This window comes from Pseudomonas sp. KBS0707 (assembly GCF_005937945.2).
Lineage (GTDB): Bacteria > Pseudomonadota > Gammaproteobacteria > Pseudomonadales > Pseudomonadaceae > Aquipseudomonas > Aquipseudomonas amygdali.
Map to the genome: position 1 here is coordinate 1277972 of NZ_CP041754.1, position 26271 is coordinate 1304242.

Annotated in this window: 20 protein-coding genes and 2 pseudogenes; 5 read left to right on the forward strand and 17 right to left on the reverse strand. The window is 58.9% G+C overall.

Annotated elements, in window-relative coordinates:
* The first annotated feature begins 165 nt into the window (after nucleotides 1-165).
* Together lptF and lptG are read left to right on the forward strand one after the other, a co-directional pair.
* Nucleotides 166-1293, forward strand: a complete 1128-nt coding sequence (gene lptF, locus FFH21_RS06010) for an LPS export ABC transporter permease LptF (protein ID WP_002552286.1) — start codon at nucleotides 166-168, stop codon at nucleotides 1291-1293.
* Nucleotides 1280-2341 (forward strand): LPS export ABC transporter permease LptG, encoded by a 1062-nt coding sequence (lptG, locus tag FFH21_RS06015; protein WP_004666138.1) that lies wholly within the window; start codon nucleotides 1280-1282, stop codon nucleotides 2339-2341. Before lptF ends, lptG begins: the two co-directional genes overlap by 14 nt.
* A 144-nt stretch (nucleotides 2342-2485) precedes the next feature.
* Here the strand turns inward: lptG and FFH21_RS06020 are convergent, their stop codons facing one another.
* The 17 genes and pseudogenes from FFH21_RS06020 to gap all read right to left on the reverse strand — a co-directional run bounded on the left by FFH21_RS06020 (nucleotide 2486) and on the right by gap (nucleotide 22457).
* Nucleotides 2486-2698: a cold-shock protein gene (locus FFH21_RS06020; protein WP_002552288.1), complete on the reverse strand. Its 213-nt coding sequence runs from the start codon at nucleotides 2696-2698 to the stop codon at nucleotides 2486-2488.
* 412 nt (nucleotides 2699-3110) lie between these two features.
* Nucleotides 3111-4235: a glycine cleavage system aminomethyltransferase GcvT gene (gene gcvT, locus FFH21_RS06025; protein WP_011167928.1), complete on the reverse strand. Its 1125-nt coding sequence runs from the start codon at nucleotides 4233-4235 to the stop codon at nucleotides 3111-3113.
* A 91-nt stretch (nucleotides 4236-4326) separates the two neighbouring features.
* The gene (gcvP, locus tag FFH21_RS06030) at nucleotides 4327-7191 is read right to left on the reverse strand and encodes an aminomethyl-transferring glycine dehydrogenase (protein WP_011167929.1); all 2865 of its coding nucleotides are present in this window, start codon (nucleotides 7189-7191) and stop codon (nucleotides 4327-4329) included.
* A 10-nt stretch (nucleotides 7192-7201) separates the two neighbouring features.
* Nucleotides 7202-7585 carry a glycine cleavage system protein GcvH gene (gene gcvH, locus FFH21_RS06035; RefSeq protein ID WP_011167930.1) on the reverse strand — a complete coding sequence of 128 codons (384 nt, stop codon included), beginning with the start codon at nucleotides 7583-7585 and terminating at the stop codon, nucleotides 7202-7204.
* Nucleotides 7586-7907: 322 nt separating this feature from the next.
* Nucleotides 7908-8600: pseudogene (locus FFH21_RS06045) on the reverse strand (TolC family protein); the annotation flags it as partial.
* Nucleotides 8585-8776 (reverse strand): annotated as a pseudogene (locus FFH21_RS06050) (efflux RND transporter periplasmic adaptor subunit); the annotation flags it as partial. The pseudogenes FFH21_RS06050 and FFH21_RS06045, both read right to left, overlap by 16 nt.
* A gap of 87 nt (nucleotides 8777-8863) precedes the next feature.
* A complete protein-coding gene (locus FFH21_RS06055; protein ID WP_011167933.1) occupies nucleotides 8864-10981 on the reverse strand; it encodes a bifunctional diguanylate cyclase/phosphodiesterase in 2118 nt (705 codons plus the stop codon).
* A 9-nt stretch (nucleotides 10982-10990) separates the two neighbouring features.
* Nucleotides 10991-11380, reverse strand: coding sequence for a response regulator (locus FFH21_RS06060; RefSeq protein WP_004655995.1), 390 nt, complete (start codon nucleotides 11378-11380; stop codon nucleotides 10991-10993).
* Nucleotides 11365-13095: a PAS domain-containing sensor histidine kinase gene (locus tag FFH21_RS06065; RefSeq protein WP_011167934.1), complete on the reverse strand. Its 1731-nt coding sequence runs from the start codon at nucleotides 13093-13095 to the stop codon at nucleotides 11365-11367. Before FFH21_RS06065 ends, FFH21_RS06060 begins: the two co-directional genes overlap by 16 nt.
* Before the next feature lie 171 nt (nucleotides 13096-13266).
* Nucleotides 13267-14775 (reverse strand): sigma-54-dependent transcriptional regulator, encoded by a 1509-nt coding sequence (locus FFH21_RS06070; RefSeq protein ID WP_011167935.1) that lies wholly within the window; start codon nucleotides 14773-14775, stop codon nucleotides 13267-13269.
* Nucleotides 14776-15440: 665 nt separating this feature from the next.
* Nucleotides 15441-15797: a DUF5064 family protein gene (locus FFH21_RS06080; RefSeq protein WP_002552307.1), complete on the reverse strand. Its 357-nt coding sequence runs from the start codon at nucleotides 15795-15797 to the stop codon at nucleotides 15441-15443.
* Between the two features lie 98 nt (nucleotides 15798-15895).
* Nucleotides 15896-16354, reverse strand: a complete 459-nt coding sequence (locus tag FFH21_RS06085) for a YbaN family protein (RefSeq protein ID WP_011167936.1) — start codon at nucleotides 16352-16354, stop codon at nucleotides 15896-15898.
* Nucleotides 16351-16965 carry a biliverdin-producing heme oxygenase gene (locus FFH21_RS06090; RefSeq protein ID WP_011167937.1) on the reverse strand — a complete coding sequence of 205 codons (615 nt, stop codon included), beginning with the start codon at nucleotides 16963-16965 and terminating at the stop codon, nucleotides 16351-16353. The genes FFH21_RS06085 and FFH21_RS06090 overlap by 4 nt, the downstream gene beginning before the upstream one ends.
* A 117-nt stretch (nucleotides 16966-17082) precedes the next feature.
* Nucleotides 17083-19662: a TonB-dependent receptor gene (locus FFH21_RS06095; protein WP_011167938.1), complete on the reverse strand. Its 2580-nt coding sequence runs from the start codon at nucleotides 19660-19662 to the stop codon at nucleotides 17083-17085.
* Nucleotides 19663-19783: 121 nt separating this feature from the next.
* The gene (locus tag FFH21_RS06100; protein ID WP_011167939.1) at nucleotides 19784-20749 is read right to left on the reverse strand and encodes a FecR domain-containing protein; all 966 of its coding nucleotides are present in this window, start codon (nucleotides 20747-20749) and stop codon (nucleotides 19784-19786) included.
* A gap of 59 nt (nucleotides 20750-20808) precedes the next feature.
* Nucleotides 20809-21327 (reverse strand): RNA polymerase sigma factor, encoded by a 519-nt coding sequence (locus FFH21_RS06105; protein ID WP_002552313.1) that lies wholly within the window; start codon nucleotides 21325-21327, stop codon nucleotides 20809-20811.
* A 128-nt stretch (nucleotides 21328-21455) separates the two neighbouring features.
* Nucleotides 21456-22457 carry a type I glyceraldehyde-3-phosphate dehydrogenase gene (gap, locus tag FFH21_RS06110; protein WP_002552314.1) on the reverse strand — a complete coding sequence of 334 codons (1002 nt, stop codon included), beginning with the start codon at nucleotides 22455-22457 and terminating at the stop codon, nucleotides 21456-21458.
* Nucleotides 22458-22676: 219 nt separating this feature from the next.
* On the opposite strand from gap, the gene edd reads away from it, so the two are divergent.
* From edd to FFH21_RS06125, 3 genes are read left to right on the forward strand one after another with little or no spacing between them, the layout of a single operon-like run.
* Nucleotides 22677-24503, forward strand: coding sequence for a phosphogluconate dehydratase (edd, locus tag FFH21_RS06115; protein ID WP_004656012.1), 1827 nt, complete (start codon nucleotides 22677-22679; stop codon nucleotides 24501-24503).
* Nucleotides 24500-25465 carry a glucokinase gene (locus FFH21_RS06120; protein WP_011167941.1) on the forward strand — a complete coding sequence of 322 codons (966 nt, stop codon included), beginning with the start codon at nucleotides 24500-24502 and terminating at the stop codon, nucleotides 25463-25465. The genes edd and FFH21_RS06120 overlap by 4 nt, the downstream gene beginning before the upstream one ends.
* A 50-nt stretch (nucleotides 25466-25515) precedes the next feature.
* A complete protein-coding gene (locus FFH21_RS06125; RefSeq protein WP_011167942.1) occupies nucleotides 25516-26253 on the forward strand; it encodes a response regulator in 738 nt (245 codons plus the stop codon).
* The last annotated feature ends 18 nt before the right edge of the window (nucleotides 26254-26271 follow it).

Below are 26271 nucleotides of genomic sequence, written 5' to 3' on the forward strand. Positions count from 1 at the left end.
TGTGCGAACTATCCCCGGTGCGCAGTGACAGAAACACACAATCACAGGATAATGCCGCATATTTTTTGATGCCCACGCCTTTTGCCGGCGTGAATCTCTGGTTGCCGTGGCTCACAATTTTTCCCTGTTTGGCTGCCTGAGCCTGACAACTCTGGAGTGTCTGGTTTGATTGTCTTCCGTTATTTGTCCCGAGAAGTGCTGCTTACCTTGAGCGCGGTCAGCGCCGTGCTGCTGGTGTTCATCATGAGCGGACGCTTCATCAAGTACCTGGCGCAGGCCGCGTCCGGTGCGCTCGATCCGGGCGTGCTGTTCCTGATCATGGGCTTCCGCCTGCCAGGCTTTCTGCAGGTAATTCTGCCGCTGGGCCTGTTCCTCGGCATTCTCATGGCTTACGGGCGCCTGTACCTGGAAAGTGAAATGACCGTGCTGGCCGCCACCGGCATGAGTCAACAGCGGCTGCTTGCCATCACCATGGGGCCTGCCACGCTGGTCGGGCTGTTGGTCGCCTGGCTGAGTTTCAGTCTGGCTCCACAGGGCGCTACCCAGTTTTCGCTGCTGATCAACAAGCAGGACGCCATGACCGAGTTCGACACGCTGGTGCCGGGCCGTTTTCAGGCGCTGCGTGACGGTACGCGTATCACTTACACCAAGGAACTGTCGGAAGACCGCTCGCAACTGGCTGGTGTGTTCATCTCTGAAAAACGCATGTCCGGCGACAAGAGCAAGGACAACGGTATTACCGTGCTGGTGGCAGAGAAGGGCCATCAGGAGGTAAGGCCCAATGGCAGTCGCTTCCTGATCCTCGAAAACGGCTACCGCTACGATGGCAATCCTGGTGCGGCTGATTACCGTGTGATCAAGTACGACACCTACGGGGCGATGCTGCCCAAGCCGGAAATCAGTGAAGAAATCACCGACCGTGAGGCCATTCCGACCAGCGAACTGATCGGCAACCCGGCACCGCGCTCTGTCGCCGAGCTGCAATGGCGTATTTCGCTGCCGCTGTCGGTGTTCATCGTCACGTTGATGGCTATTCCGTTGTCGCGCGTCAATCCGCGTCAGGGCCGTTACCTGAAACTTTTGCCGGCGATCCTTCTGTACATGTCTTATCTGGCCATTCTGATCTCGGTGCGCAGTTCGCTGGAGAAGGGCAAGCTGCCGCTCAGCCTTGGCATGTGGTGGGTGCATGGCATCTACCTGTCCATTGGCCTGCTGTTGTTCTATTGGGAGCCTCTGCGTCTGAAGATGGCGAGTCGTCGCAGCGTCACGGAGGTGACTCGTGGTCAAGCTTGATCGATACATCGGTAAAAGCGTATTGCTGGCGATTCTTGCGGTTCTGGGAATCATTCTGGGGCTGGTTTCATTGTTCGCGTTCATCGACGAGATGGGTGATATCAGTGACACCTACACACTGGCGGATGCCCTCAGCTACGTCATGCTGACCGCGCCGCGGCGTGTCTACGACACCCTGCCAATGGCTGCCCTGATCGGTTGCCTCATTGGTCTGGGTACGCTGGCCAGCAGCAGCGAACTGACCATCATGCGTGCAGCAGGTGTGTCCATCGGGCGCATCGTCTGGGCGGTCATGAAGCCGATGCTGCTATTGATGGTTGCTGGTGTACTGGTCGGCGAGTACGTGGCTCCCTACGCCGAGAACCAGGCTCAGGCCGCTCGCTCGCTGGCTCAGGGCTCGGGTGATGCGCAGAGCGCCAGGCATGGTCTTTGGCACCGTCAGGGTGAGGAATTCATCCACATCAACACCGTCCAGCCCAATGGTCTGATGCTTGGCGTGACACGTTACCGTTTCGACGATCAACGCCACATGCTGACGTCCAGCTTTGCCAAAGAGGCCAATTTCAAGACCGATTACTGGGAGTTGAAGGACGTCAGTACCACGCATTTCAATGACGGCCGTACCGAGGTCATCAATACGCCGGTCGAGCGCTGGGATGTAGCGTTGAGCCCGCAATTGCTGAGCACAGTGATCATGCCGCCCGAGTCGCTTTCGATCAGCGGTCTCTGGAACTACGCGCATTATCTGGCTGATCAGGGCTTGAGCAATGGCCGCTACTGGCTGGCGTTCTGGACCAAGGTATTGCAACCGGCTGTGACAGTAGCGCTGGTGCTGATGGCAATCTCGTTCATCTTCGGCCCGCTGCGTTCGGTTACGCTGGGGCAGCGCGTGTTCACGGGGGTGGTGGTCGGCTTTACCTTCCGCATCATTCAGGACCTGCTTGGTCCTTCCAGCCTGCTGTTCGGTTTCCCGCCGTTGCTGGCCGTGCTGATGCCTGCTGCAGCCTGTGCGCTGGCCGGTGTGTATCTGCTGCGCCGCGCCGGATAGCGTCGTGTAGCCGCAGTGAAAAAGCCGACCTTGAGTCGGCTTTTTCATGGGCGTACTCATGTACTTGCCGAGCGGAATCGCACATAAAAAAAAGCCTCTGACATTGCTGTCAGAGGCTTTCTGTACGTACGAGCGTATGTCGTATCAGGCTTCGGCTTGAACTTCGTCAGCCTGCATGCCTTTTTGGCCCTGCACGGCGACGAAGGTAACTTTCTGGCCTTCTTTCAGGCTTTTGAAGCCGTTACCCTGAATGGCGCGGAAGTGTACGAACAGATCCGGCCCGCTCTCAGGAGTGATAAAACCAAAACCTTTTTCATCGTTGAACCACTTGACGGTACCGCTCTGACGATCAGCCATTTTCTTATTTCCTTGACGCTTGACTTGAATTGGTTACAGCCTCTTTCACACGAAAGAGCACTGGGGCTGGTTGCAGGAAGTAAGAAACGTAGAACGGGTTGTAGCAAACCTAGAGCTACTGCCCAGGTCCAGATTCGGCGACCCATGCAAACACAGTCCGGAAACTCTACGCCAACTCTCGTTACAAATACAACCCCCCTGCCTTGTACCCTGTTTCCGGGGGGTAGAGCCTTATGCCCGGCGTGTTTGCCTGCTGTGCACGGTGTTTGGTCTGTCATAACATTTTGCACTTTATAGGTGCATTTTTGGCATATACAACAGACTGTTCACTCGGTTGAAACACGGCCGAAACAGTAGTGTGTAACAGCACCTGCGCAACAGCGAAGTATTGCTGTTTTTTTGACGCCGTTGTTTAGCCGCGAAAGTAACGTTGTGCAACGAAAGGCATTTTTGCAACGCGCATGGGCACTTTCTTGCCGCGCACCATTGCCCAGACCTGTGTATCCAGCGCGGTGTAAGCGTTGTTCAAATAACCCATGGCCAGCGGGCCAGCCAGGCTCGGGCCAAAACCGCCGCTGCAGACAGTGCCGATGACAGCGCCCTGTTCATCGACGATTTCTGTGCCCTCACGCACTGGCGTGCGTTCTTCGGGAAGCAGGCCGACACGTTTTTTGGCGACACCGTTCTGTTGCTGGGCAAAGACCTGCTCTGCTCCCGGGAAGCCGCCTGCACGTGCACCGTCTGCGCGACGCACTTTGGAAATAGCCCATAACAGGCTGGCCTCTACGGGGGAGGTGTCGGTGTCCATGTCATGACCGTACAGGCACAGACCTGCTTCCAGTCGCAGCGAATCACGTGCGCCCAAACCGATCGGGGCAACTTCCGGCTCTTCCAGCAGGCGGCGCGCCAGGGCTTCAGCCTGTTCGGCCGGGACTGAAATTTCATAGCCGTCTTCGCCGGTATAGCCCGAGCGGCTGACATAGCATTGAACGTCCAGCAGCTTGACGCTGGCGAACTGCATGAAGGTCATCTTCGCCACTTCCGGCGCAAGGCGCGCCAGCACCGTGACAGCGGCCGGACCTTGCAGGGCGAGCAGGGCGCGTTCTTCGAACAGCGGTTCGATAGTGCAATGCCCCGCCAGGTGCTTGCGCAAGTGCGCCAGGTCCTGATTCTTGCAGGCCGCGTTGACCACCAGCATCAGTTGATCATTACCGAGATTGGCAACCATCAGGTCATCGAGAATGCCGCCAGCATCGTTGGTGAACATCGCATAGCGTTGCATGCCGACTGGCAGGTCAATGATGTCCACTGGCACCAGGGCCTCAAGGGCCTTGGCAGCATCTGTACCGGTAAGACGAATCTGGCCCATGTGCGAGACATCGAACAGGCCGGCCTGCGCGCGAGTGTGCAAATGTTCTTTCATTACGCCAGCCGGGTATTGCACGGGCATGTCGTAACCGGCGAAGGGCACCATCTTCGCGCCGAGTTCGCGGTGAAGGGCGTGCAGGGGAGTGGTCAGCAGGGTTTCTGTGGACATGTTCAATTCCTTGTTGAGCGGGCCATGCAGAACGGCATTGCCTGCGCACACTCACTATCGAGTGCGCACAGGCATGCCAGGGCACGGGCTATCAGGCTTCCTGATAGCTCTCGATGGACGGGCAGGCACAGACCAGATTGCGGTCGCCGAAGACGTTGTCGACACGGCCGACCGGAGGCCAGTACTTGTTCTCGATCAACGAATCAACCGGATACACCGCCTGTTCGCGGCTGTAAGGATGGCTCCACTGGCCGACGATTTCCGCAGCGGTGTGCGGTGCGTTTTTCAACGGGTTGTCGTCTTTGTCCAGTGTGCCGTTTTCAACCGCGCGTATTTCTTCACGGATCTTGATCATGGCGTCGCAGAAACGGTCCAGTTCCTCTCTGGACTCGCTCTCGGTCGGCTCGATCATCAAGGTCCCGGCAACCGGGAACGACATGGTCGGGGCATGGAAGCCAAAGTCGATCAGACGCTTGGCCACGTCATCGACGCTGATGCCGCTGCTGTCCTTGATAGGGCGCAGGTCAAGGATGCATTCGTGGGCAACCAGCCCGTTGGTGCCGGTGTACAGCACCGGGTAGTGCTCTTCCAGGCGGCGCGAAATGTAGTTGGCGTTGAGGATCGCCAATTGCGAAGCGCGTTTCAGGCCTTCGCCGCCCATCATGCGGATGTACATCCAGGTGATTGGCAGGATGCTGGCGCTGCCGAACGGGGCTGCGCAGACTGCGCCTTCCTTGCGCTCCATGCGTGCATGGCCCGGCATGAACGGGGCGAGATGGGATTTGACGCCGATCGGACCAACGCCTGGGCCACCGCCGCCGTGCGGAATGCAGAAGGTCTTGTGCAGGTTGAGGTGCGATACATCGCCACCGAATTTGCCCGGAGCGCACAGGCCGACCATGGCGTTCATGTTGGCGCCGTCAATGTAGACCTGGCCACCGTTGTCGTGAACGATACCGCAGATTTCACGGATGCCTTCTTCGAACACGCCGTGGGTCGACGGGTAGGTGATCATGATCGCCGCAAGCTGGTCGCGGTGTTGAACGGTCTTGGCGCGCAGGTCTTCGATATCGACGTTGCCACGTGCATCGCAGGCGGTGACCACGACACGCATACCGGCCATGTTGGCTGTGGCCGGGTTGGTGCCGTGTGCCGATGAAGGGATCAGGCAGATATCGCGATGCTCATCGCCACGGCTCTGGTGATAAGCGCGGATGGCCAGCAGGCCGGCATATTCACCCTGGGAGCCGGCGTTCGGTTGCAGCGAGATTGCGTCATAGCCGGTGGCCGCACAGAGCATGGCCTCTAGCTCGTCGGTCAATTGTTGATACCCGGTGCTCTGCTCGGCCGGGGCGAACGGGTGCAGGTTGCCGAATTCGGCCCAGGTCACCGGGATCATTTCACTGGCGGCGTTGAGCTTCATGGTGCACGAGCCCAGTGGAATCATGGTGCGGTCCAGCGCCAGATCCTTGTCAGCCAGCTTGCGCAGGTAGCGCATCAGTTCGGTTTCAGAGTGGTAGCGGTTGAACACCGGGTGGCTGAGGATTGCCGACTGGCGCAGCAGTGTAGCGGGCAGGCGCGACGGGACGCTGGCTGCCAGTGCGGTGAAGTCGGGCAGGTTCTGACCGTCGCTGGCGAAGATTTCCCACAGCGTTTCAACTGCCGATTGCGAGGTGGTTTCGTCCAGTGACAGACCCAGGTGCTGGTCGTCGATTTCACGCAGGTTGATGTGCCTGGCGCGAGCCGCTGCGTGCAGCGCCGCGGTCCTGCTGCCGGTGTTCAGGGTCAGGCTGTCGAAGAAGAATGCCTGCTCGGCCTTCAGACCCAGCGTGCTCAAGCCTTCGGCAAGGATCGCGGTCAACTGGTGAACGCGTTTGGCGATCTGTGTCAGGCCGCGCGGGCCATGGTAGACGGCGTACATGCTGGCGATGTTGGCCAGCAGGACCTGTGCAGTGCAAATGTTGCTGGTGGCCTTCTCGCGACGAATATGCTGTTCGCGGGTCTGCATGGCAAGACGCAGGGCCTGCTTGCCGTGCCGGTCCACCGATACGCCGACCAGGCGGCCCGGCATGTCGCGCTTGAAGGCATCGCGGGTTGAGAAGTAAGCCGCATGCGGGCCGCCGAAGCCCAGCGGTACACCGAAGCGTTGTGCGCTGCCGATGGCCACGTCGGCGCCAAATTCGCCTGGCGGGGTCAGCAACGTCAGTGCCAGCAAGTCGGCAGCCACGGCGACCAGCGCGTTGGCAGCATGGAAACGTTCGACCAGCTCGCGGTAATCGAACACGTCGCCGTTGCTGGCCGGGTATTGCAGCAACGCACCAAAGTAATCGCTGACGTCGCCCAACTCGGCTTCGTCCGCCACCACAACGGTGATACCCAATGGCTCGGCACGGGTACGCAACACATCAAGTGTCTGCGGGTGGCAGTGGCTGGAGGCGAAAAACTGCTGGCTGCCTTTGTTCTTGCTCAAGCGTTTGCAAAAGGTCATTGCTTCGGCAGCAGCGGTCGCTTCGTCGAGCAAGGACGCGTTGGCAATCGGCAGGCCGGTCAGGTCGCTGATCAGCGTCTGAAAATTGAGCAGCGACTCCAGACGACCTTGGGAAATCTCCGGCTGATAGGGCGTGTAGGCGGTGTACCAGGCCGGGTTTTCCAGCAGATTGCGCAGGATCGGTGCCGGCGTGTGGGTGTTGTAGTAACCCTGGCCGATGTAGGTCTTGAACAGTTGATTCTTGCTGGCGATGGCCTTGATGGACGCCAGCGCATCGGCTTCGCTCTGCCCGGCAGGCAGGTTCAGCACGCTGGTGCCCTTGATGCTTTCCGGGATAACGCTTTCGCTCAGCGCTTCAATGGAGTCGAAACCCAGCGTCTGTAACATGGCCTGTTCGTCGGCAGCGCGCGGGCCAATGTGACGGGCGATGAATTCGTTGGCAGTGGTCAGTTCAATACGGTCAGTCATGGCTTGCTCCTCAGGCTTGGGCGTTGGCTTTGATCAGGCGGTCGTAGGCGTCCTGATCCAGCAGGCCGTGGATGGCGTCGGCATCCTGTGGAATGAAACGAAAAAACCAGCCTGCACCGAGAGCGTCTTCATTGACCAGCTCCGGCGTGTCATCGAGGACTGAATTGACCTCGACCACTTCACCGTCCAGCGGCATGTTGATGCTGCTGGCGGCTTTCACCGATTCCACCACTGACACTTCAGCGTGTTGAGTGTAGGCCTGCAAATCCGAGAGCTGCACGAAGACTACGTCGCCCAGCGACTCTTGCGCATAGGGCGTGATGCCGACCGTAATGCTGCCGTCGGCTTCGGCACGCAGCCATTCATGGTCAACGGTGAATCGCAACTCGCTCATACAAACTCCTCGGAGAACAGGGCTCGCGCAGCACGCGAACAATATGAGCTATGGCTAAGCAATTTAGCGGCCATGTTTTATTTTTTTATATAAATCAAATAGTTACTGATTATTAGGTCAGTACGACCGATTTCATCTGTAGCGAAATCGCTACACCGTTCAGGTATTTGAAAATACGTGCCTGATCAAGGCCTTGATGCAAGGGGAGTGAGCTGTAATGGAGTGAAATCATTACAGTGGAACGATTTCGTTGCGAGGCGAGGGGCGTTACTGCACACAGCCAGCGCACAGCGCTGACCGGGTGGTCGTTCATGACGCAGGCTTAAGGCTTGGGCGTGGGAGCGGCTACTGAAATATTACCTGCTTCCCACTGCGACTCGCGCGCATCCAGTGCAACAGCAATGGCTTGCACCTTGGTGGATGAAAGCTCCAACGGCAGTGGATCCAGACCCGCACTGGCAAAAATCTGGCCGTAAGCGTTGCGCAGGTCGGCATACGCCAGGTCGCGACGCAGATCAGCCTGCAGGGTGTTCAGTTCGCCCTGAATCAGATCCAGCTCGCCCAGACCGGCTGCCTGATAGCGATTGCGCAGTTGACCGACGATCTGGCTGTCGATGCTCGACAGCTGTTGGCTGGTTTTGAACTGGCGCAACGCCTCGTTGTAGTTGGCGTTGGCCACGTAGAGCTGGGCCAGTACGGCAATGGACATTGCCTGACGACGCGCAGTAGCGACTTCCTCACCGGCTTTGGCGACGTCAATGGCGGCAGGTGCCGACAGCACATTGAACAGGTTCCAAGTGACTTTTACGCCCAGATCAGCCCATTTGTCGTTGACCAGAAACGAGTTGCTGTCGTAATGGCCGCCTGCCGAGAACTCCAGACCGGGCAGCATGCGCAGCATGGCCTTGCGGGTTTCGGCCGAGCTGATACGGGTTTGGTAATCCTGTTCGCGCAGTTCTGGACGACTGGCCAGCGCTTCGGTTTCCAGGCGCGCCATGTCGACCTTGAGTTGCGGAAAGGCAGGTCAGTAATACGGCCGGACAACTCGCTGGCGAGGACAGCCTGATTGGTTGCGCGCAATACGCCCCGCGCTTCGCTGGACAAGGTGGGTGTACTGGCTGCTGCGTTGTCCTCGATCAGTCCGGAATCGCTCGGCGTTTGCGCCTGAGCCAGACCTGCCACACTTAGCATCCCTAAAAGTACAGCTGGCAAACACCGCATGCAGCGAACTCCTTCAAAAATGGCATGATCGGCAGCTCCTGTGCCGACTATGCTGTGTCACCCGACGCGGCTTGCCGGTGATCGAAGAAAGACCTCGAGCTCTCCAAGTGGCAGCGGCTTGCTGATCAGGTAACCCTGGATTTGATCGCAATGGTTTTCACGCAGAAACGCCAGTTGCTCGGGTGTTTCCACACCTTCGGCGATAACCTTCAGGTCGAGGCTGTGAGCCAGTTCAATGATGGCTCTGGCAATGGCCGCGTCCTGTGGGTTGCTGGTCACTTCGCGAATGAATGCGATATCGATTTTAAGCTTGTCGATAGGGAATCGGCGCAAGTAGGCCAGACTTGAATAGCCGGTGCCGAAATCGTCGATGGAAATACTCACGCCATTGGCGCGTAGCGCACCCAGGGTAGCGATGGTGTGAGAGGTGTTTTCCATCAACGAGCTTTCCGTCAGTTCGACCTCCAGCCACTGCGGCGCAACCTTGTGTTTCTCAAGTGCCTGACGAATGTCGGCCACCAGACTGCTGCTGTAAATCTGCTGCCCGGAGATGTTGACTGCCACCTGAAAAGAGCCCAGCCCGGAACGTTGCCAGCGCGCAATCTGCGCGCAAACGCTGTCGACGACCCAGTTGCCGACTTCACCGATCAACCCCAGACTTTCCAGCACCGGAACAAATACGGCGGGCGAAATGCCTGACTGACCAGGGCGCGGCCAGCGCAGCAAGGCTTCAAGCCCGCATACCCGGTTGTCAGTCAGGTTGAGTTTAGGCTGGTAGACAATCTCGAACGCCTGTTTTTGCACGGCGTCACGCAAGGCCGCTTCGAGGTCCAGGCGTGCCGAGACGTCAGCGTTCATCTGCGCGGTATAGAACCGATAGGTGTCCGGGCCTATTTTTTTAGCACTGTTCATTGCGGTGTAGGCGTGTTTGATCAGCTCGCGGGAGTCTTCGCCGTCCTCCGGATAAAGTGCGATGCCGATACTGGCGGTCATGACGATACTCTGGCCTTCCAACTGAAAAGGCACGCGCAATGCGTTGCGAATGCGGTCCAGTGTCTGGCGGGTATCGGCCTGGCCGTCACGAAGCATCAGAATCAGTGCAAACTGATCGCCATCCACACGGCCAAGGGTGTCGCTGGCGTTGAGGCACTCCGACAGGCGGCGGCTGACTTCCAGCAGCACCTCGTCGCCCAGTACATGCCCCCAGGTTTCGTTGATGTTCTTGAAGCCATCCAGATTCACCGTCAGTGCTGCCAGCTTCCAGCGGCTGATGGCCGCCTGGGTCACGCCCATTTGCAGGCTGGTAAAAAACAGGTCCCGATTGGGCAGGCCGGTCAGTGCGTCGTAGTGGGTCATGGTCAGCAGGCGCTGATCGCTTTCCTTGCGCCGGGTGATGTCGCGCACGATGCCGACGATGACCCAGTCCTCGCCGGTACGATAGGCCTGGCGATGGATCTCTACCTCGACATCGCGTCCGCTCTTGTCGCGAATCTGGGTTTCCAGTGGTTCGCTGGGGCCTTTGCCGGCGATGATCTGGTCATACACGACTTCCAGATTTTCCATGGACGTCTCGCCCAGCTCGGCCGGGGTCTTGTGCGCCAGTTCTTCAGCGGTGTAGCCCAGCAGCTGACATGCCCTGCGGTTGAATTCGATCAGACTCATGGTGTTGCGGTTGATCAGGAAAATGGCATCTTCAGAAGCGTCCATCACCGTACGAAAACGCTCAAGGTCTATGGTGCGCTGCTGCAATTGGTCTTCGAGGATCAGGCTGTGGTTTTTCAGGTAGTCGCCAAACGCCTTGAGGCGCAGCAGGTTACGCACACGTAACCATAGCTCGGCGCTGTCCACCGGTTTGTTGAGGTATTCCTCGGCACCGGCTTCCAGCCCTGACAAACGCGCACTTTGTTCGTCGAGTGCCGAGAGCATGATGATCGGTATATTGGCGGTGCTCTTGCTGGCCTTGAGCTGACTGGCGACTTCGTAACCGTCCATGCCCGGCATCATGATGTCCAGCAGGATCAGGTCAGGCGCTTGTAGTTCGACCATGGCCAGCCCCAGCTCGCCCGACTCCGCAGTCAGCGTCCGATAACCCTGATTCTGCAGCAGAACCTCCAGCAGGTCCCGGACATGGACATCGTCATCGATAATCAGGATGGTTGCGGCGCTCTGGGTCATATCGAATGCTCAGGTAATTGGCTGTTGAGGCAGTTTTTTTTCCAGCAGGGTGTCGATAACCCGGTACAGCTCCTTGTAGCGCAATGGTTTGATGATGTAAGCGTTGCAGCCCGCCAGACGGATCTTTTCCTTGTCTTCCTTCATGGCCATTGCGGTCAAGGCGACCACCGGGATCGCGGCTGTGCCGGCGTCTTTCTTCAACAGCGCGGTGGCACTCAGGCCGTCCATTTCCGGCAGGTGAATATCCATCAGAATCAGGTCGGGCTGACGCTCACGGGCCAGTTTCAGGCCTGTTTCAGCATCGACTGCCGACAGTACGCTGTGACCGGCGCTGGTCAATAACAGCTCCGTCAGGCGCATATTCGCCGCATTGTCTTCAATGATCAGGATCTGGGCCATCGTGCCTCCTCGCATTCAGGCGGGCGGATGGGCAGCCAGACCACAAAGCGTGCGCCGAGGTCCTTGACGCTTGCGACCGCGACGCAGCCACCATGCAGTTCGGTCAGCTGCTTGACCATCGCCAAGCCAAGTCCGGTGCCCTCGAATTTGCGTGCCAGACCACTGTCGATCTGACTAAAGGCTTTGAACAGTTTGTTCATATCGCTTTGGGCGATACCGATTCCTGTGTCGCTGACGCTCAGTTCCAGAAACTGTTCGTAGTCACTGGACGGCAATGGAAACGTGTGTGCTGGCCAGTCACCCTCGATGACGCCTGCGTGAGCAAATGACACTTGGCGCACCGCCAGGGTCACCCAGCCGCCGGGTTCGCTGAATTTCACTGCGTTGGCCAGCAAATTGTAGACAATCTGCTTGGTCTTGCGCCGATCCAGCTCAAGCAGACCGAAGTCGGCTTCGGTTTCCAGTTTCAACTGGATGCGTTGCAGGGCGGCTTGCTCGCGAACGATCAGCAGGCTGTTACTCAGCAATTCTTCCAGATCGACCGGTTCAAGCTCCAGGGTCATCATTCCGGCCTCGACCTTGGACAGGTCGAGAATGTCGTTAATCAGCGACAGCAGATGCTGGCCGCTGTTGAAGATATCGCCGATGTACCGTCGCTGGGCATCGGTCATGTCGCCGACCATGCCGTCCTTGAGCGCCTCGGAAAAACCGATGACGGCGTTCAGCGGTGTGCGCAACTCGTGGGACATGGTGGCAAGGAACTCGGACTTCATATGGCTGGCGTGTTCCAGCTCGACGTTTTTTTCTTCCAGCGTGCGTTCGAAGCGCTTGCGCTCGGTCACGTCCCGGGCGGCAGCGAAGACACCCTTGAGCTTGCGGTCCCGGTCATGAAAAGTCGCAGCGTTGTAGGACACCACGGTTTCGGTGCCGTCGTAGGCCCGCACGGTGAGTTCGTAGTCGCTGACCTTATGTTCGCTGAGCACGCGTTTGATCGCGGCATCGGCACTCGCCGGGTCTGTGAAGAAGTTTTTGCAGGGCGCGCCGATCAACTCATCACGGGTGCGCCCGGTCAGCGCCATCATCTGCTTGTTGACGTCGGAAATGATGCCTTGCGGGTCGGTCATCATCAGCGCGTCTATGTTCGATTCGATCAGTGAGCGGGTGTAGAACTGTTGGTCGCGCAACCGCTGATCCAGCAGGGCCTGGGCTTCCTCTTCCTGCTTGCGCGCGGTGTTGTCGGTGCCGATCAGTAGATAACCAATGATGGTTTCGGCGCTGTCTCGCAGTGAAGTGACCGACACCATGGCCGACAGGCGGCTGCCGTCCTTGCGGATGTAGGTCAATTCGTAGATGTCTTCGATGCCACGCGAAGCCTTGAATACCATTGCCTCAAAGCCCGGCGTGATGGGCGTGTTCAGTTCATGGCTGAGCGCTGCCGCGCGGATGATCAGCTCGGCGGGGTCGGAGATATCTGCCGGCGTGATTTTGTCGACCACATCTTCGGAGTGGTAACCGAGCATGCGTTCGGCACCCACGTTGAATATCTGGATGACGCCGTGTTCGTCGGTCGCGATGCTGGAGAAGTAGGCGCTGTTGAAAATCGCGTCCTGCAGCGCGCCGGTTTTGAGCAGGATTTTCTGACGGCGAGATTCGACGATTTTTTCAGCACGAGACTGAGAATCGGCAAGCGGGCGGTCTGCTGGCGGGGTTGACATATCACTTCCCGGTACTACCTGACCTTTCTGCCATTACGGCCGTAATCACACTTACGGACATCCACTCAAATGGATGATAAGAGGTTTGTGGACCATACCAGATCAGTATCGGCAGATTAGTTATTAAATGAATCTTTTCGGAATATATTTTCGATAAATGGCGTCAATAGATTAGCGCTTGCCCGGTATTCCATATTTTCGCAGTCGATGAGCGATGGCGGTGTGCGATGTATGCAGACGCGCGGCCAACTGACGGGTAGATGGGTAGTCTGCGTAGAGTTTTTCCAGCAGATTTCTTTCAAATGCCTCGACGGCATGTTCGAGGCTGTCCACGGGGCTGTCGTGCGGATGCGCAACTGCAGTGCCTGCGATATCCAGATCGCCTATATCCACTTGAGTGTGTTCGCAGATGGCGGCAGCACGGAAAATCACGTTCTGCAATTGACGAACATTGCCCGGCCAGCGATTGCCCAGCAGAGCAGGGTAGGTGCCGTGCGCAAGCCTGCACACTGGACGCTGAATCTGCGCGCAGGCCTGTTCCATGAAGTAGCGGGCCAGCAGCAGAATGTCCTGCCCGCGTTCGCGCAGCGGCGGTAACTCGAGATTGAGGACGTTGAGGCGGTAGAAAAGGTCTTCACGGAAAGTGCCTTCGCTGACCATTTTTTCCAGGTCGCGGTGGGTAGCGCTGAGGATACGCACATTGACCCTGACCTCCCGGTCTCCACCGACACGCCGGAAGCTGCCATCGTTGAGAAAGCGCAGCAGTTTGGCTTGCAGATAAGGCGACATTTCGCCGATTTCATCAAGAAACACGGTGCCCTGATTGGCCAATTCCATCAGCCCCGGCTTGCCACCGCGCTGGGCGCCGGTGAAGGCGCCCGGGGCATAACCGAACAGTTCGCTTTCAGCCAGGTTTTCCGGCAGCGCCGCGCAGTTCAGTGCCAGGAATGGCTCGCCGTGACGCGCGCTGCTGGCGTGGCAAGCCCGCGCTACCAGTTCTTTACCGGTGCCGGTCTCACCTTGAATCAGCAACGGTGCATCCAGCGCCGCCACACGTTGCGCGCGCGCCTTTAGGGTGCGGATTGCGGCTGACTCGCCGAGCAGCGCATCGAAACCTTCGGCGTGATCGTGATGCAGCGCCGACAGGCGCTCACCGATACGGCTGGGCAGGTACAGGGTAATCAGCGCACCCGCCTCGGTGATCGGGGTGGCATCCAGCAACAGCGCTTCACCGTTGAGGGTGATTTCGCGCAGTGGCAGTCGAAAGCTGTTTTCCAGCAATGCTGCTTGCAAACCGGGGTCGGCGAACAGTTCAGCAATGGGTTCGCCTGCAGGTTCCCGGCCGATCAGTGCGATCAACGCGGGATTGGCCAGCAGCACATGCCCGGCGCTGTCCAGTGCCAGTACCGGGTCGGTCATGGCGGCGAGCAGCGCGTCCAGCTGCAGATGGCGGCGCTGACCCGGCAGGATGTCGACCACAGTGATTGCTTCTACCCCACGAACCCGAAACAGCGCGTCCTTGAGTTCTTCGAGCATCTGGTGGCTGAGGGTCGGCGCGTCGATATAGACATTGGGCGGTACCATCTCCACGGCATCCAGATTCAGATTGCGTCCACCCAGGATCGCCAGCACTTCCTGGGTGATACCGACGCGGTCGATGAAGCTGACATGGATGCGCATGAGGCGTTGACGGTTCGCGGATTAGAAGGCGGCAAGTATGCCTTGTAGCGGCAGGTTTGGTGAAATCCGGTGGTGGGCATGAGCACGATAGTATTCTCCCGCGCAACTATCGTTCCTCACGCTCCAGCGTGGGAATGCCCTTCTTGACGCTCTGCGTCATGGATTTACGCTACGCTGTTTATTCAGGAGAGGACGCAGAGCGTCCGGAACGGCATACCCATGCGGAGCATGGGCACGATGGTGTTCTGCGGAGCGTCGTTCCTCACGCTACTGCACGCTGGTGTTCTGCCGTACACCTATCGTTCCGCACGCTCCAGCGTGGGAATGCCCTTCTTGACGCTCTGCGTCATGGATTTACGCCCGCTGTTTATTCAGGAGAGGACGCAGAGCGTCCGGAACGGCATACCCATGCGGAGCATGGGCACGATGGTGTTCTGCGGAGCGTCGTTCCTCACGCTACTGCACGCTGGTGTTCTGCCGTACACCTATCGTTCCGCACGCTCCAGCGTGGGAATGCCCTTCTTGACGCTCTGCGTCATGGATTTACGCTACGCCGCTTATTCAGGAGAGGACGCAGAGCGTCCGGAACGGCATACCCATGCGGAGCATGGGCAGGAGAGTGTTCTCCGGACCTCGTGCTCCCGTTGCCAAGAGGAGCCTGGCGCTTACTCCAGATGCTCCGGCTTGACCGGGTCGCCTGATTTGGCGTGGAGTTTGTCACGAATGTCCGCGAACATTCGGTCGTAGTCCTTGTGCTGGGCGATGGGCAGTGCGGCCGAGTTGGGCAAGCCGTGTCTGATCGCGATGCGACTGGCGTCATGGGCGAAGTTGAAGGCGAGGTCACGGGGCAGCTGGAACTGCTCTTCGAACGGCTTGCCGTTGATTTCGCCCTGCATGGTGAAGTGCATGGACGTGCCTTGCTTGGGATCTTCCTCCACATTGTAGCGCAAGTGGATGTCATAGCTGATATCCGACGGTTGAAGCGCCACGTGGGTGAGGTGCAGATGGCCTGGCTCGTACATGAAGTGACTCCATCAAGTGTTGAGTGTGTTCAGTCTGACACTCCTCGCGACCGGACGGTTCAGCCTCGTGCAGGGTGCAGCTCGCATCATGCCTGCGCTCAACGACCGATCTTGTCCGGTTCCGGCCTCGACCATATCCACAGATTACCCAGCGCCATACCGGTAAGAGCCAGATAAAGCCACCAGGCGTGGCCGATCAGGCTCAGCATCACCACGGCGCAGACCAGCATGCTGATGGTGGCGCTGATCTTGGCCTTGCGGGCGACCAGTCTGCCGTTGCGCCAGTTGTGCAGAATCGGGCCGAACACAAGATGGTTTTCCAGCCAGGCATTCAGACGCGGCGAGCTGCGTGTCGCCGCCCAGGCCGCCAGCAGAATGAACTCGGTGGTCGGCAAGCCGGGAATGAAGATCGCGACAATGCCTATGCCGAGGGCGACGTAGGCGAGGATGCCGTATAAAAGGCGCGAGAGTCTTGAGCCGGGTGGTTTGTACGTCATGGTCTCTACAGGCAGGTTCGGGGAGCCCGGCCAGCTTAACAGCACCGGGCGCTTTTTCATGCCTGTGCCATGTCTGCAACCGGGGCATCGGCGTAGGCGTATTGCAGCAGGACATTGAAACGCTCGAATGCGGCAATGGCGCCTCGATCAAGTGCTGCTTCCTGTTCGGCGGTCAGCGACAGCTCGTCAAGCGTCTTGACAAAGGTCTTCCAGCCTGCTGCGCGGCCTCCGGCAGGCTCGCTCAGATGCCGGGCGCCAAAGCTGTGGCTCAGGTTCAAGGCTTCGGCACGTTTGATCAGGAATGCAGCACCCAGCTTGGAACCTTCGGAGACAAATAGCCAGCCGAGCGCTTCTGCGGTGCTCGGCGCTTTTACTGCGCCAGCTACCGGCAGGGGAAGGTCCATGTTCAGGTCGGCAAGATCCGCTCCGGCCTGTTCTGCGCGGCAGCGGGCCGGCAGGTCGTTGATGATCGCCCCTAGCGCGGGCTCGTTGTACAGGCTTTGCAATTCCGTCTGAAAAAGGTATTGAGCAACCACGAAGCGAGCGTAGCTGGCCAGGGTTTCAAACGGCGCATGTGCCTTGACCGCCTTGTCGAGCTGTTCGTGTGGCGCGTGGGTGATCTGGCTCAGGCGTTGCGAACGCAGAGTCGGTCGGTTCTGATCAAGGGTCATCGAGTTCTTCCTTGCTGAAAAAGGGGGCTTGTTGAATAGACGAATAGCTGCACCCGAAAGCGTAAAAAAAGCCTGCCGCCGATGTACTCGGCGACGGGTTTTACGCTACTTTCGGGTTCAGATGTCCCACACCACGTTGACGCTGAAGTTGCGTCCCGGCTGGGTCAGGCGATCCAGATTAGCGGGCGCCGTCACACCAGCTTCGCCCACGCCGTCGTAGCCGCGCACATCATCCCAGCGCCAGTATTTCTTGTCGGTCAGGTTGTACAGACCCGCATTGACGGTCACATCGTTGCTGACCTTGTAGTAGCCGCTCAGGTCCAGAATGCCGTAGCCTGGGGTCTTGAATTGACTGGAGGTGCCGTCCGGCGTGTGGAAATTGCTGTCATCCACGCGATTCTTGCGCTTGACCAGCGTCCAGCTCAGCAGGCCGCCGTAGTCATTGTGGTCATAGCCCAGGCCGATCACACCGGTCAGCGAGTTGACGCTGTTGATTGGCTCGCCTGTATCGTTGTTGCGGCCCTGCACGTAGGCAACCGATGCCTGGCTGTAGAGACCGTTTGGCGCACCGATGCTGTCGAGATTGATGCGCCCTTTGAATTCCGCGCCCTTCATGGTTGCGTGCTTGATGTTGTTGGACTGGAACGTGAGTTCGCTGTAACCGGGGGTGATGGCGTCCTCGTTGATGAAGTCACGGTACTTGTTATAGAACACCGCGATGTCGAACGAGCCCGATTCGAAGCGACCGCGTAAACCGGTTTCATAGCTTTTGCTGGTTTCCGGCTCCAGGTTCGGATTGGGCTCAACCACGTAGCCTGCCGTCGGGTTTTCGAAGCGTCCATAAAGTGACTTGGCCGACGGTGTGCGGAAACCTTCGGCATACTGGCCGTACCAGGTGTAGGCGTCGCTGAGTGCATAAGTCACACCGAACTTGGGCGACAAGCGATGCCATGTCCGCGTTTCGTCGTCGCCCTGACCGGGGTCGGCGAGGCTGACCGACCTGAGAAATTCTGGCGTGAACTTCGGGTCGAGTGTGGTGTGGTCATAACGCACGCCGGGCATGAAGGTCCAGTCGTTCCAACTGATCTGATCCTGGGCGAACAGCGCATAGCTGGTGATGGTCGGGTCCGGGAAATCGCTCGTCGCGGCCAGACGGTCGCTCGGGCTGTCTGCACCGACCACGCGGCAGGAGCCGAATACGCGTGCACAGGTCCCGCTGCCGCTGCGCAGCCCGGTGACTTTCTGCTGCTTTACCGTCGTACCGTAGGTCAGCACATGGTCCGTGCTGGCGATAGAGAATGCCTTGTCCAGTTGGGCATCGAATACCCACTGCTTTTCCTGATAGTGCGTGTCGCGATCACGAATGACATCTCGGGAAAACGGAAAGTACCGCTCCCGGGTGCTTTGATCAGTCTTTGCGGTCTGGTAATTCAGGCTCCATTTGAGGTCGTCGACCAGCAGGCTGTCGACGGCGAAGCTGTTTTCGACCCCGAAGCGCTCGCGGGTGATGGTGTCGTTACCCTCGCGCGATTGATACATGCCCAGCCCGCTGCCGTTGGTGAACGGCCCGCCGACTGCGCTTTTCAGGTTGCTGTCGCGGTCGTCCTTGTACTTTTCGTAGGCCAGAGCCAGACGCGAACCGTCGGTATAATTCCAGCCCAGCTTGGCCAGCACGTTGGTGCTGCGCGCATCCTCAGGGTTGGCTTCGGTGCGGCTCAGGCCTGTGCCACCTGTTTCGCCATAGGATTCGGTCTCATGACCATTGCGCTGGCTCACGTGCAGCAAGCCGTCAAACTCGCCCTGACGGCCTGCGACAGTGGCCGAGTTCAACCAGCTTTCGTCTGCCGAGCTGTAACCGGTCTTGAGGCGTGCGCCGACATCCTTGCCGGGCTTGATGATGTCATCCGGGTCCAGCGTGTAATAACTGACCACCCCACCAATTGCGCTGCTGCCGTACAGGGCCGAGGCCGGACCGCGGAGGATTTCCACGCGCTTGACGATCTCCGGGTCGACATAGTTTCGATGGGTCTGCGCATAAGGACCGGTGAAAAAGCTGTCGGGGACTTCCACGCCGTCGACCTGAGTCAGTATCCGGTTGCCGTCAATGCCGCGGATGTTATAGCCGGTTGTGCCTGCGCGCTGGCCTGCGCCGCCCACCGAAACCCCCGGCTCGTAGCGCACCAAATTACGGATGGTGTTGACGTTGCTGCGGTCCAGTTCTTCACGGGAATGCACGCTGACGGTGCTTGGTACCGTGGCGACATCCTGTGCCTGACGCGTGGCGCTGACGGTGATCTGATCGAGGGCCAAGACGCCGGCGGTTGCGGTGCGCCTTTCCAGCACTACATTGTTGTTGCCCAGATTGCGATAGCTCAGCGAGCTGCCGGCCAGCAGGGTGTCCAGCGCCTGCGCAGGTCTCAGGTTGCCGCGGGCACCCTGGGAGGTGACATTTTGCGCGAGATCCGATGACACGCCCACCTGCCAGCCGGTGATGCGGCTGAATTCATTGAGTGCCGACACCAGCGATTGCTGACCAATCGAGAAGTTGTAGGTGCCTGCCGAACGTGCCGCCTGGGTGCTTTCACTGGCAGCACTGGCGTTGACCGTCTGTAGACTGGCGCCCAGCACTGCAAGTGTCAGCAGAGATAGCGTGAGCCGTACGCGTGGTTGGGCGGCAGGCGTGAACGTGGATGACATCGGTAGCGCTCCCTGGGGTGTTGCTCGTTATAGTGTTTACAAACCGTTTCAAAATGAGAATCAGTTGCATTGGCTATAACTAGACGAACGGGCAGTCGCTATCGAGTAAAAAAACTTTGCTTCAGTTGAGAATCACTAGCGCAGGCATTTCGTGAAGGCTTGCCGAGGTGATCTGTGCCAGCGACCGCACCACGTCGAGCGGGTTGTCCAGGCGATAGTTGCCGGTCACTGCCACACGATCCAGTTGCGGGTTGATGCTGATGATCCAGCCGGGATAGTAACGACGCAGCTCGGTCAGCACTTCGCTCAGCGGACGGTTGTCGAAGATCAGTCGACCTTGCACCCAGGCGAAATCCCTGAGCGGGTCAAGCTTTTCACGATGCCCGAAGCCAGCAGGCCCCACGCGAACGCTTTCTCCGGCCCCCAGGCTGACGCTGGAGTCGCCGCGTGTGGCACGCACGTCGACAGCGCCGCGCTGCACTTTTACCTGGGCAACGCCGTTCAGATAACGCACGGAAAATTCGGTGCTGTTGGCACTCATGCGCACCGGTCCGGCTTCGATTTCCAGTGGCACGCCCGCTCTGGAACTGACATCGAAGAATGCTTCGCCTTGCAGCAGGCGAGCAGAGCGCCGCTGTTCACCTACCTGACTGGAGAACGCCGAGTCGGTGTTGAGCAGCACTTTCGAGCCGTCTGCCAGTTCCAGGCGCTGGCGCTCACCCACTATGGTCAGGTGATCGGCCTGCAGGCGCAGCGGCAGATTGCTGAAACTGAACAGCCCCAGCAGCAACACCGCTGCAGTGGCCAGAAGTTTCCATTGCGCACGGACACGCTGCCACGCCGATGGCTTACGGGGTTGCGCGATGCTTTCGGCGGCGTGCTGAACCGGCTGTGAATTCCAAAGTGTCCGGGCCTTATCGAAGGCGCGTGCGTGTTCCGGATCGGCGTTCAGCCATTCCTGAAAACGGGCAAGCCGGGTGGCGTCTGCGCCTTCCAGTTCGACCAGCCAGGTCAGTGCCTGATCCATTGCAGCATTGCTCAACACGTCCTGCGCAATCGCGTGCGGGCGTTCGGTTCTCGGGGCCACAGTGTTCCTCGGCAATCCTGAAACTGTATCGATAAGATTCTGGCAGCGTGCGGCAGGGTTCAGGGCGGGTCAAGTCTTGAAAGGACGCCTACGCAGATGGCCATGATCAGCTTCAGTTCTTTCTGGACAGTACTGGCGGAGACCTGAAGCTGCTCAGCGATTTCCAGATAACTGCGGCCATCGAGGCGGCTGAGGGTAAAGATTTTCTGCTGACGCGGGCTCAACGTACTCAGGCTGGCACTCAGGTTTTCAAGCAGGCGCTTGGCATGCGCAGCGTCCTCAGGCGAGCCCATCTGGGCTACGACGCTTTCGAGTTGGGCGGGTGAGACATCTTCGAGCATGGTCCGGCCATGAATACGCCGCGCACGCAAATGATCCAGCGCCAGGTTGCGGGCGGTCTGAAAGACGAAGGGTTCAAGGTGGTCGACGGGGTGTTCGGTCAATGCACGGCTGACGCGCAGCCAGGTTTCCTGAAGCAGGTCTTCGGCAGCGTTTTGGTTGCCGACCATGCGTTGCAGGGTGCGTAGCAGAACCGGGCGCTGGGCCAGAAAGACATCGTTGAAGCGTGACTGCGACACAGAGAGGCCCGACCAGAGATGTGAGCAAATGATAATGCTTCTCATCTTTTGGTCGGGTCAAGCCTGCATCTGTAAATAATTATCTTACGCTGCTGCCCGTTACGCTGCTGCCCGCTGCGACGCTGAATTTACTCGGCGTTGTGCAGTGCCAGGCAGTTGTCGAGCATACGATTGGAGAACGCCCATTCGTTGTCGTACCACGACAGTACCTTGAGCAACTTGCCACTGACCTTGGTGTGATTGGCGTCGAAAATCGACGACAACGGGTTGTGATTGAAGTCGTGGGAAACCAGCGGCAGGGCGTTGTAGCCCAGCACCTTGGAATGCTGGCTGGCTTCTTTCAGCAGCGCGTTCACTTCATCGACCGTGGTTTCACGCTTCAGGGTCACGGTCAGGTCGACCAGCGAAACGTTGATGACCGGTACGCGTACCGCCATGCCGGTGAGTTTGCCTGCCAGCTCCGGCAGTACCAGGCCCACTGCTTCGGCAGCGCCGGTCTTGCTCGGGATCATCGACTGCGTCGCCGAGCGGGCGCGGTACGGATCGGTGTGATAGACATCGATCAGGTTCTGGTCGTTGGTGTAGGCATGGATGGTGGTCATCAGGCCATTTTCGATCCCCAGTTCACGGTGCAGTACCTGGGCGACCGGGGCCAGGCAATTGGTGGTGCAGGATGCACTGGAGATGATCTGGTGCGACTGACGCAGCGTGTCGTGGTTGACACCATATACGATGGTGGCATCGGCACCGCTGGCCGGGGCGGAGATAATGACCTTGCGGGCACCGGCAGTAAGGTGCGCTGCGGCCTTGTCACGGCTGGTGAACAGGCCGGTGCACTCGAACACTACATCAATGTCCTGCGCCTTCCACGGCAGCTCGGCCGGATTGCGAATGGCACTGACCGAAATACGGTCACCATTGACGGTCAGGCTATCCTTGTCGCACTCGACCGTGCCGCTGAAAGGGCCGTGTACGGTGTCGAAGCGCAGCAGGTGTGCGTTCATTTCGCTGTCGCCAAGATCGTTGATGGCGACGACCTGCAGGTCCTGGCGGTAGCCTTGGGTATACAGTGCGCGTAGGACGTTGCGGCCGATGCGGCCAAAACCGTTGATTGCGATACGAAGAGTCATACAGCCGTCCTTCTGAATTTGTTGTTGGAATTACAAGATTATTCTCATAGAAATAGAAAACAAGCCTTTTTAGTGGCAATATTTTGTTTTATCTACAACTACAAGCCTGAAAGGCCCTCCCGGTTGATCGAGATCAGGGTTCTGCTCCCCGCCCGGCACTGCTCGAAAACCGGAACCGTCTTTACGGGTGACCTTAGACGTTAGCCTGGAGTTCATCACATGCATCCCCGCGTCCTTGAAGTAACCGAGCGACTCATCGCCCGCAGTCGCGATACCCGTCAGCGCTACCTTCAATTGATTCGCGGCGCAGCGAGCGATGGCCCGATGCGCGGCAAGCTTCAATGTGCCAACTTTGCTCACGGCGTCGCTGCCTGCGGGCCAGAAGACAAGCAAAGCCTGCGTCTGATGAACGCCGCCAACGTGGCAATCGTCTCCTCCTACAACGAGATGCTCTCGGCGCATCAACCCTACGAACACTTTCCTGCCCAGATCAAACAGGCTTTACGTGACATTGGTTCGGTCGGTCAGTTTGCCGGCGGCGTGCCTGCCATGTGCGATGGCGTCACTCAGGGTGAGCCGGGTATGGAGCTGGCCATTGCCAGTCGCGAAGTGATTGCCATGTCCACGGCAGTTGCGTTGTCACACAATATGTTCGACGCCGCGATGATGCTGGGTATCTGCGACAAGATCGTCCCTGGTTTGATGATGGGCGCACTGCGTTTTGGTCATCTGCCGACCATCTTCGTGCCGGGCGGACCGATGGTTTCAGGTATCTCCAACAAGGAAAAAGCCGACGTACGGCAGCGTTACGCGGAAGGCAAGGCCAGCCGTGAAGAGTTGCTCGACTCGGAAATGAAGTCCTATCACGGTCCGGGAACCTGCACCTTCTACGGCACTGCCAACACCAACCAGCTGCTGATGGAAGTCATGGGCATGCACCTTCCCGGTGCCTCGTTCGTCAATCCCTACACGCCACTGCGCGATGCACTGACCGCCGAAGCGGCTCACCAGGTGACGCGTCTGACCAAGCAGAGCGGCAGCTTCATGCCGATCGGCGAAATCGTCGACGAGCGCTCGCTGGTCAACTCCATCGTTGCCCTGCACGCGACAGGTGGCTCGACCAACCACACGCTGCACATGCCGGCGATTGCCCAGGCCGCGGGCATTCAACTGACCTGGCAGGACATGGCCGACCTGTCGGAAGTGGTGCCAACCCTGAGTCACGTCTACCCCAACGGCAAAGCCGATATCAACCACTTCCAGGCGGCGGGCGGCATGTCGTTCCTGATCCGTGAGTTGCTGGCTGCCGGTCTGTTGCACGAAAACGTCAATACCGTGGCCGGTTACGGCTTGAGCCGCTACACCAAAGAGCCATTCCTGGAGGATGGCAAGCTGGTCTGGCGCGAAGGACCGCTTGAAAGCCTTGATGAAAACATTTTGCGTCCGGTCGCCCGTCCGTTTTCGCCGGAAGGTGGTCTGCGGGTCATGGAAGGCAATCTGGGCCGCGGGGTGATGAAAGTCTCTGCCGTGGCCCCGGAGCATCAGATCGTCGAGGCACCAGCCAAGGTCTTTCAGGATCAGAAGGAGCTGGCCGATGCGTTCAAGGCCGGTGAACTGGAGTGCGATTTCGTCGCCGTTATGCGCTTCCAGGGGCCGCGCTGCAATGGCATGCCCGAGTTGCACAAGATGACGCCGTTTCTGGGTGTTCTGCAGGACCGTGGTTTCAAGGTGGCGCTGGTCACCGACGGACGCATGTCGGGCGCATCGGGAAAAATCCCGGCGGCCATTCATGTCTGCCCTGAAGCGTTTGATGGTGGCCCGTTGGCACTGGTGCGCGATGGTGATGTGATCCGTGTGGATGGCGTAAAAGGCACGTTACAAGTTCTGGTCGAAGCGTCAGAATTGGCCGCCAGAGAGCCGGCCATCAACCAGATCGACAACAGTGTCGGCTGTGGCCGCGAGCTCTTTGGATTCATGCGCATGGCCTTCAGCTCCGCAGAGCAGGGTGCCAGCGCCTTTACTTCTAGTCTGGAGACGCTCAAGTGAAGTTGGCCCTGGTCGGTGATATAGGCGGTACCAATGCACGTTTTGCCATTTGGGAAGACGACACGCTGCATTCTGTCCGGGTATTCCCGACCATTGACTACGCCGGCCCGGAAAAGGCCATCGAAGTCTATCTGCAGGACCTTGAATTGCAGCGCGGTGATATCAGCCACGTATGCCTGGCCGTTGCCGGACCGGTGGATGGCGATTTTTTCCAGTTCACCAATAGTCACTGGCGGTTGAGCCGTGAGGCATTTTGCGCTGACCTGAAAGTCGATCACCTGCTGCTGATCAACGACTTCACCGCCATGGCGCTGGGCATCACCCGGCTCAAGGAAGATGAATACCTGACGGTTTGCCCTGGCGCTGGCAAGCCTGATCGGCCGCGTGTGGTGGTCGGGCCGGGTACCGGGCTGGGCATCGGTACGCTGATCAAGCTTGACGGCAGTCGCTGGCTGGCGCTGCCGGGCGAGGGCGGGCATGCTGACCTGCCAATCGGCACGGCACGCGAGGCCCTGTTATGGACACGCCTGATGGCTGAGCATGAGCATGTCAGCGCTGAAGTGGTACTCAGTGGCGCGGGCTTGCTGTTGCTCTATCAGGTCAGTTGCGCCCTGGACGATATCGAGCCAGTGCTCAAGTCGCCTGCGGCTGTCACCTCGGCAGCGCTGGCGGGCGACCCGGTAGCCGCAGCCGTGCTGGAGCAGTTCTGTGTGTTTCTAGGCAGGGTGGTGGGCAACAATGTGCTGACCCTGGGCAGCCTGGGCGGCGTGTACATTGTCGGCGGCGTGGTGCCGCGCTTCACTGAATTTTTCATCAACAGCGGTTTCAAGCGCGCCATGGCCGAGAAGGGCGTGATGAGCGACTATTTCAAGAACCTGCCGGTCTGGCTGGTGACCGCCGAGTACCCTGGCCTGATGGGCTCAGGCGTCGCTCTGCAACAGGCCTTCGGTTCGCAGATCTGAGCAGCATCCCATAACAACAAAGATTCACCGTCAAACAAGGACGCCTCAACTTGAGTTCAGTCAGTAAATCGATCCTGCTGGTGGATGACGATCAGGAGATTCGCGAGTTGCTGGACACCTACCTGAGTCGTGCCGGTTTTCAGGTGCGCACGGTGGGTGATGGCGCTGATTTTCGCCGCGCCTTCAACGAAGAACCCAGTGATTTGCTGATCCTTGATGTGATGCTGCCCGATGAAGACGGTTTCAGTCTGTGCAAATGGATCCGTCAGCATCCGCGCCAGCCGCATGTGCCGATCATCATGTTGACCGCCAGTTCGGACGAAGCCGACCGGGTCATCGGCCTGGAATTGGGCGCTGATGATTATCTGGGCAAGCCGTTCAGCCCGCGTGAGCTGCAAGCGCGTATCAAGGCACTGTTGAGGCGCGCCCAGTTCGGTCAGGAGCGTGCTGGCGGCGATGTCATCCTGTTCGATGAGTGGCGGCTGGACATGGTCAGTCACAGGTTGTTTCACAATGACGGCGAAGAAGTGATTCTGTCCGGTGCCGACTTTGCGCTGCTCAAGCTGTTTCTCGACAACCCCCAGCAGATTCTCGACCGCGACACTATCGGCAATGCCACACGCGGGCGTGAGCTGATGCCGCTGGAGCGGATCGTCGACATGGCGGTCAGTCGGCTGCGTCAGCGTCTGCGCGATACTGGCAAGTCGCCGCGCCTGATCCGCACCATTCGCGGCAGTGGTTATCTGCTGGCCGCGAACGTCAACTCGCAAGCGGGCAACGGCTATTAACTCGCCGGTGGCAGGAGC

What these genes read in the sequence shown, in the direction of transcription:
- FFH21_RS06065 (WP_011167934.1), bottom strand. Translation starts at nt 13,095, where the DNA reads ATGTCAACCCCGCCAGCAGACCGCCCGCTTGCCGATTCTCAGTCTCGT.
- FFH21_RS06095 (WP_011167938.1), bottom strand. Translation starts at nt 19,662, where the DNA reads ATGTCATCCACGTTCACGCCTGCCGCCCAACCACGCGTACGGCTCACG.
- gcvH (WP_011167930.1), bottom strand. Translation starts at nt 7,585, where the DNA reads ATGAGCGAGTTGCGATTCACCGTTGACCATGAATGGCTGCGTGCCGAA.
- FFH21_RS06090 (WP_011167937.1), bottom strand. Translation starts at nt 16,965, where the DNA reads ATGACCCTTGATCAGAACCGACCGACTCTGCGTTCGCAACGCCTGAGC.
- FFH21_RS06060 (WP_004655995.1), bottom strand. Translation starts at nt 11,380, where the DNA reads ATGGCCCAGATCCTGATCATTGAAGACAATGCGGCGAATATGCGCCTG.
- edd (WP_004656012.1), top strand. Translation starts at nt 22,677, where the DNA reads ATGCATCCCCGCGTCCTTGAAGTAACCGAGCGACTCATCGCCCGCAGT.
- FFH21_RS06085 (WP_011167936.1), bottom strand. Translation starts at nt 16,354, where the DNA reads ATGAAAAAGCGCCCGGTGCTGTTAAGCTGGCCGGGCTCCCCGAACCTG.
- FFH21_RS06055 (WP_011167933.1), bottom strand. Translation starts at nt 10,981, where the DNA reads ATGACCCAGAGCGCCGCAACCATCCTGATTATCGATGACGATGTCCAT.
- FFH21_RS06070 (WP_011167935.1), bottom strand. Translation starts at nt 14,775, where the DNA reads ATGCGCATCCATGTCAGCTTCATCGACCGCGTCGGTATCACCCAGGAA.
- gcvT (WP_011167928.1), bottom strand. Translation starts at nt 4,235, where the DNA reads ATGTCCACAGAAACCCTGCTGACCACTCCCCTGCACGCCCTTCACCGC.
- gcvP (WP_011167929.1), bottom strand. Translation starts at nt 7,191, where the DNA reads ATGACTGACCGTATTGAACTGACCACTGCCAACGAATTCATCGCCCGT.
- FFH21_RS06080 (WP_002552307.1), bottom strand. Translation starts at nt 15,797, where the DNA reads ATGTACGAGCCAGGCCATCTGCACCTCACCCACGTGGCGCTTCAACCG.
- gap (WP_002552314.1), bottom strand. Translation starts at nt 22,457, where the DNA reads ATGACTCTTCGTATCGCAATCAACGGTTTTGGCCGCATCGGCCGCAAC.
- FFH21_RS06020 (WP_002552288.1), bottom strand. Translation starts at nt 2,698, where the DNA reads ATGGCTGATCGTCAGAGCGGTACCGTCAAGTGGTTCAACGATGAAAAA.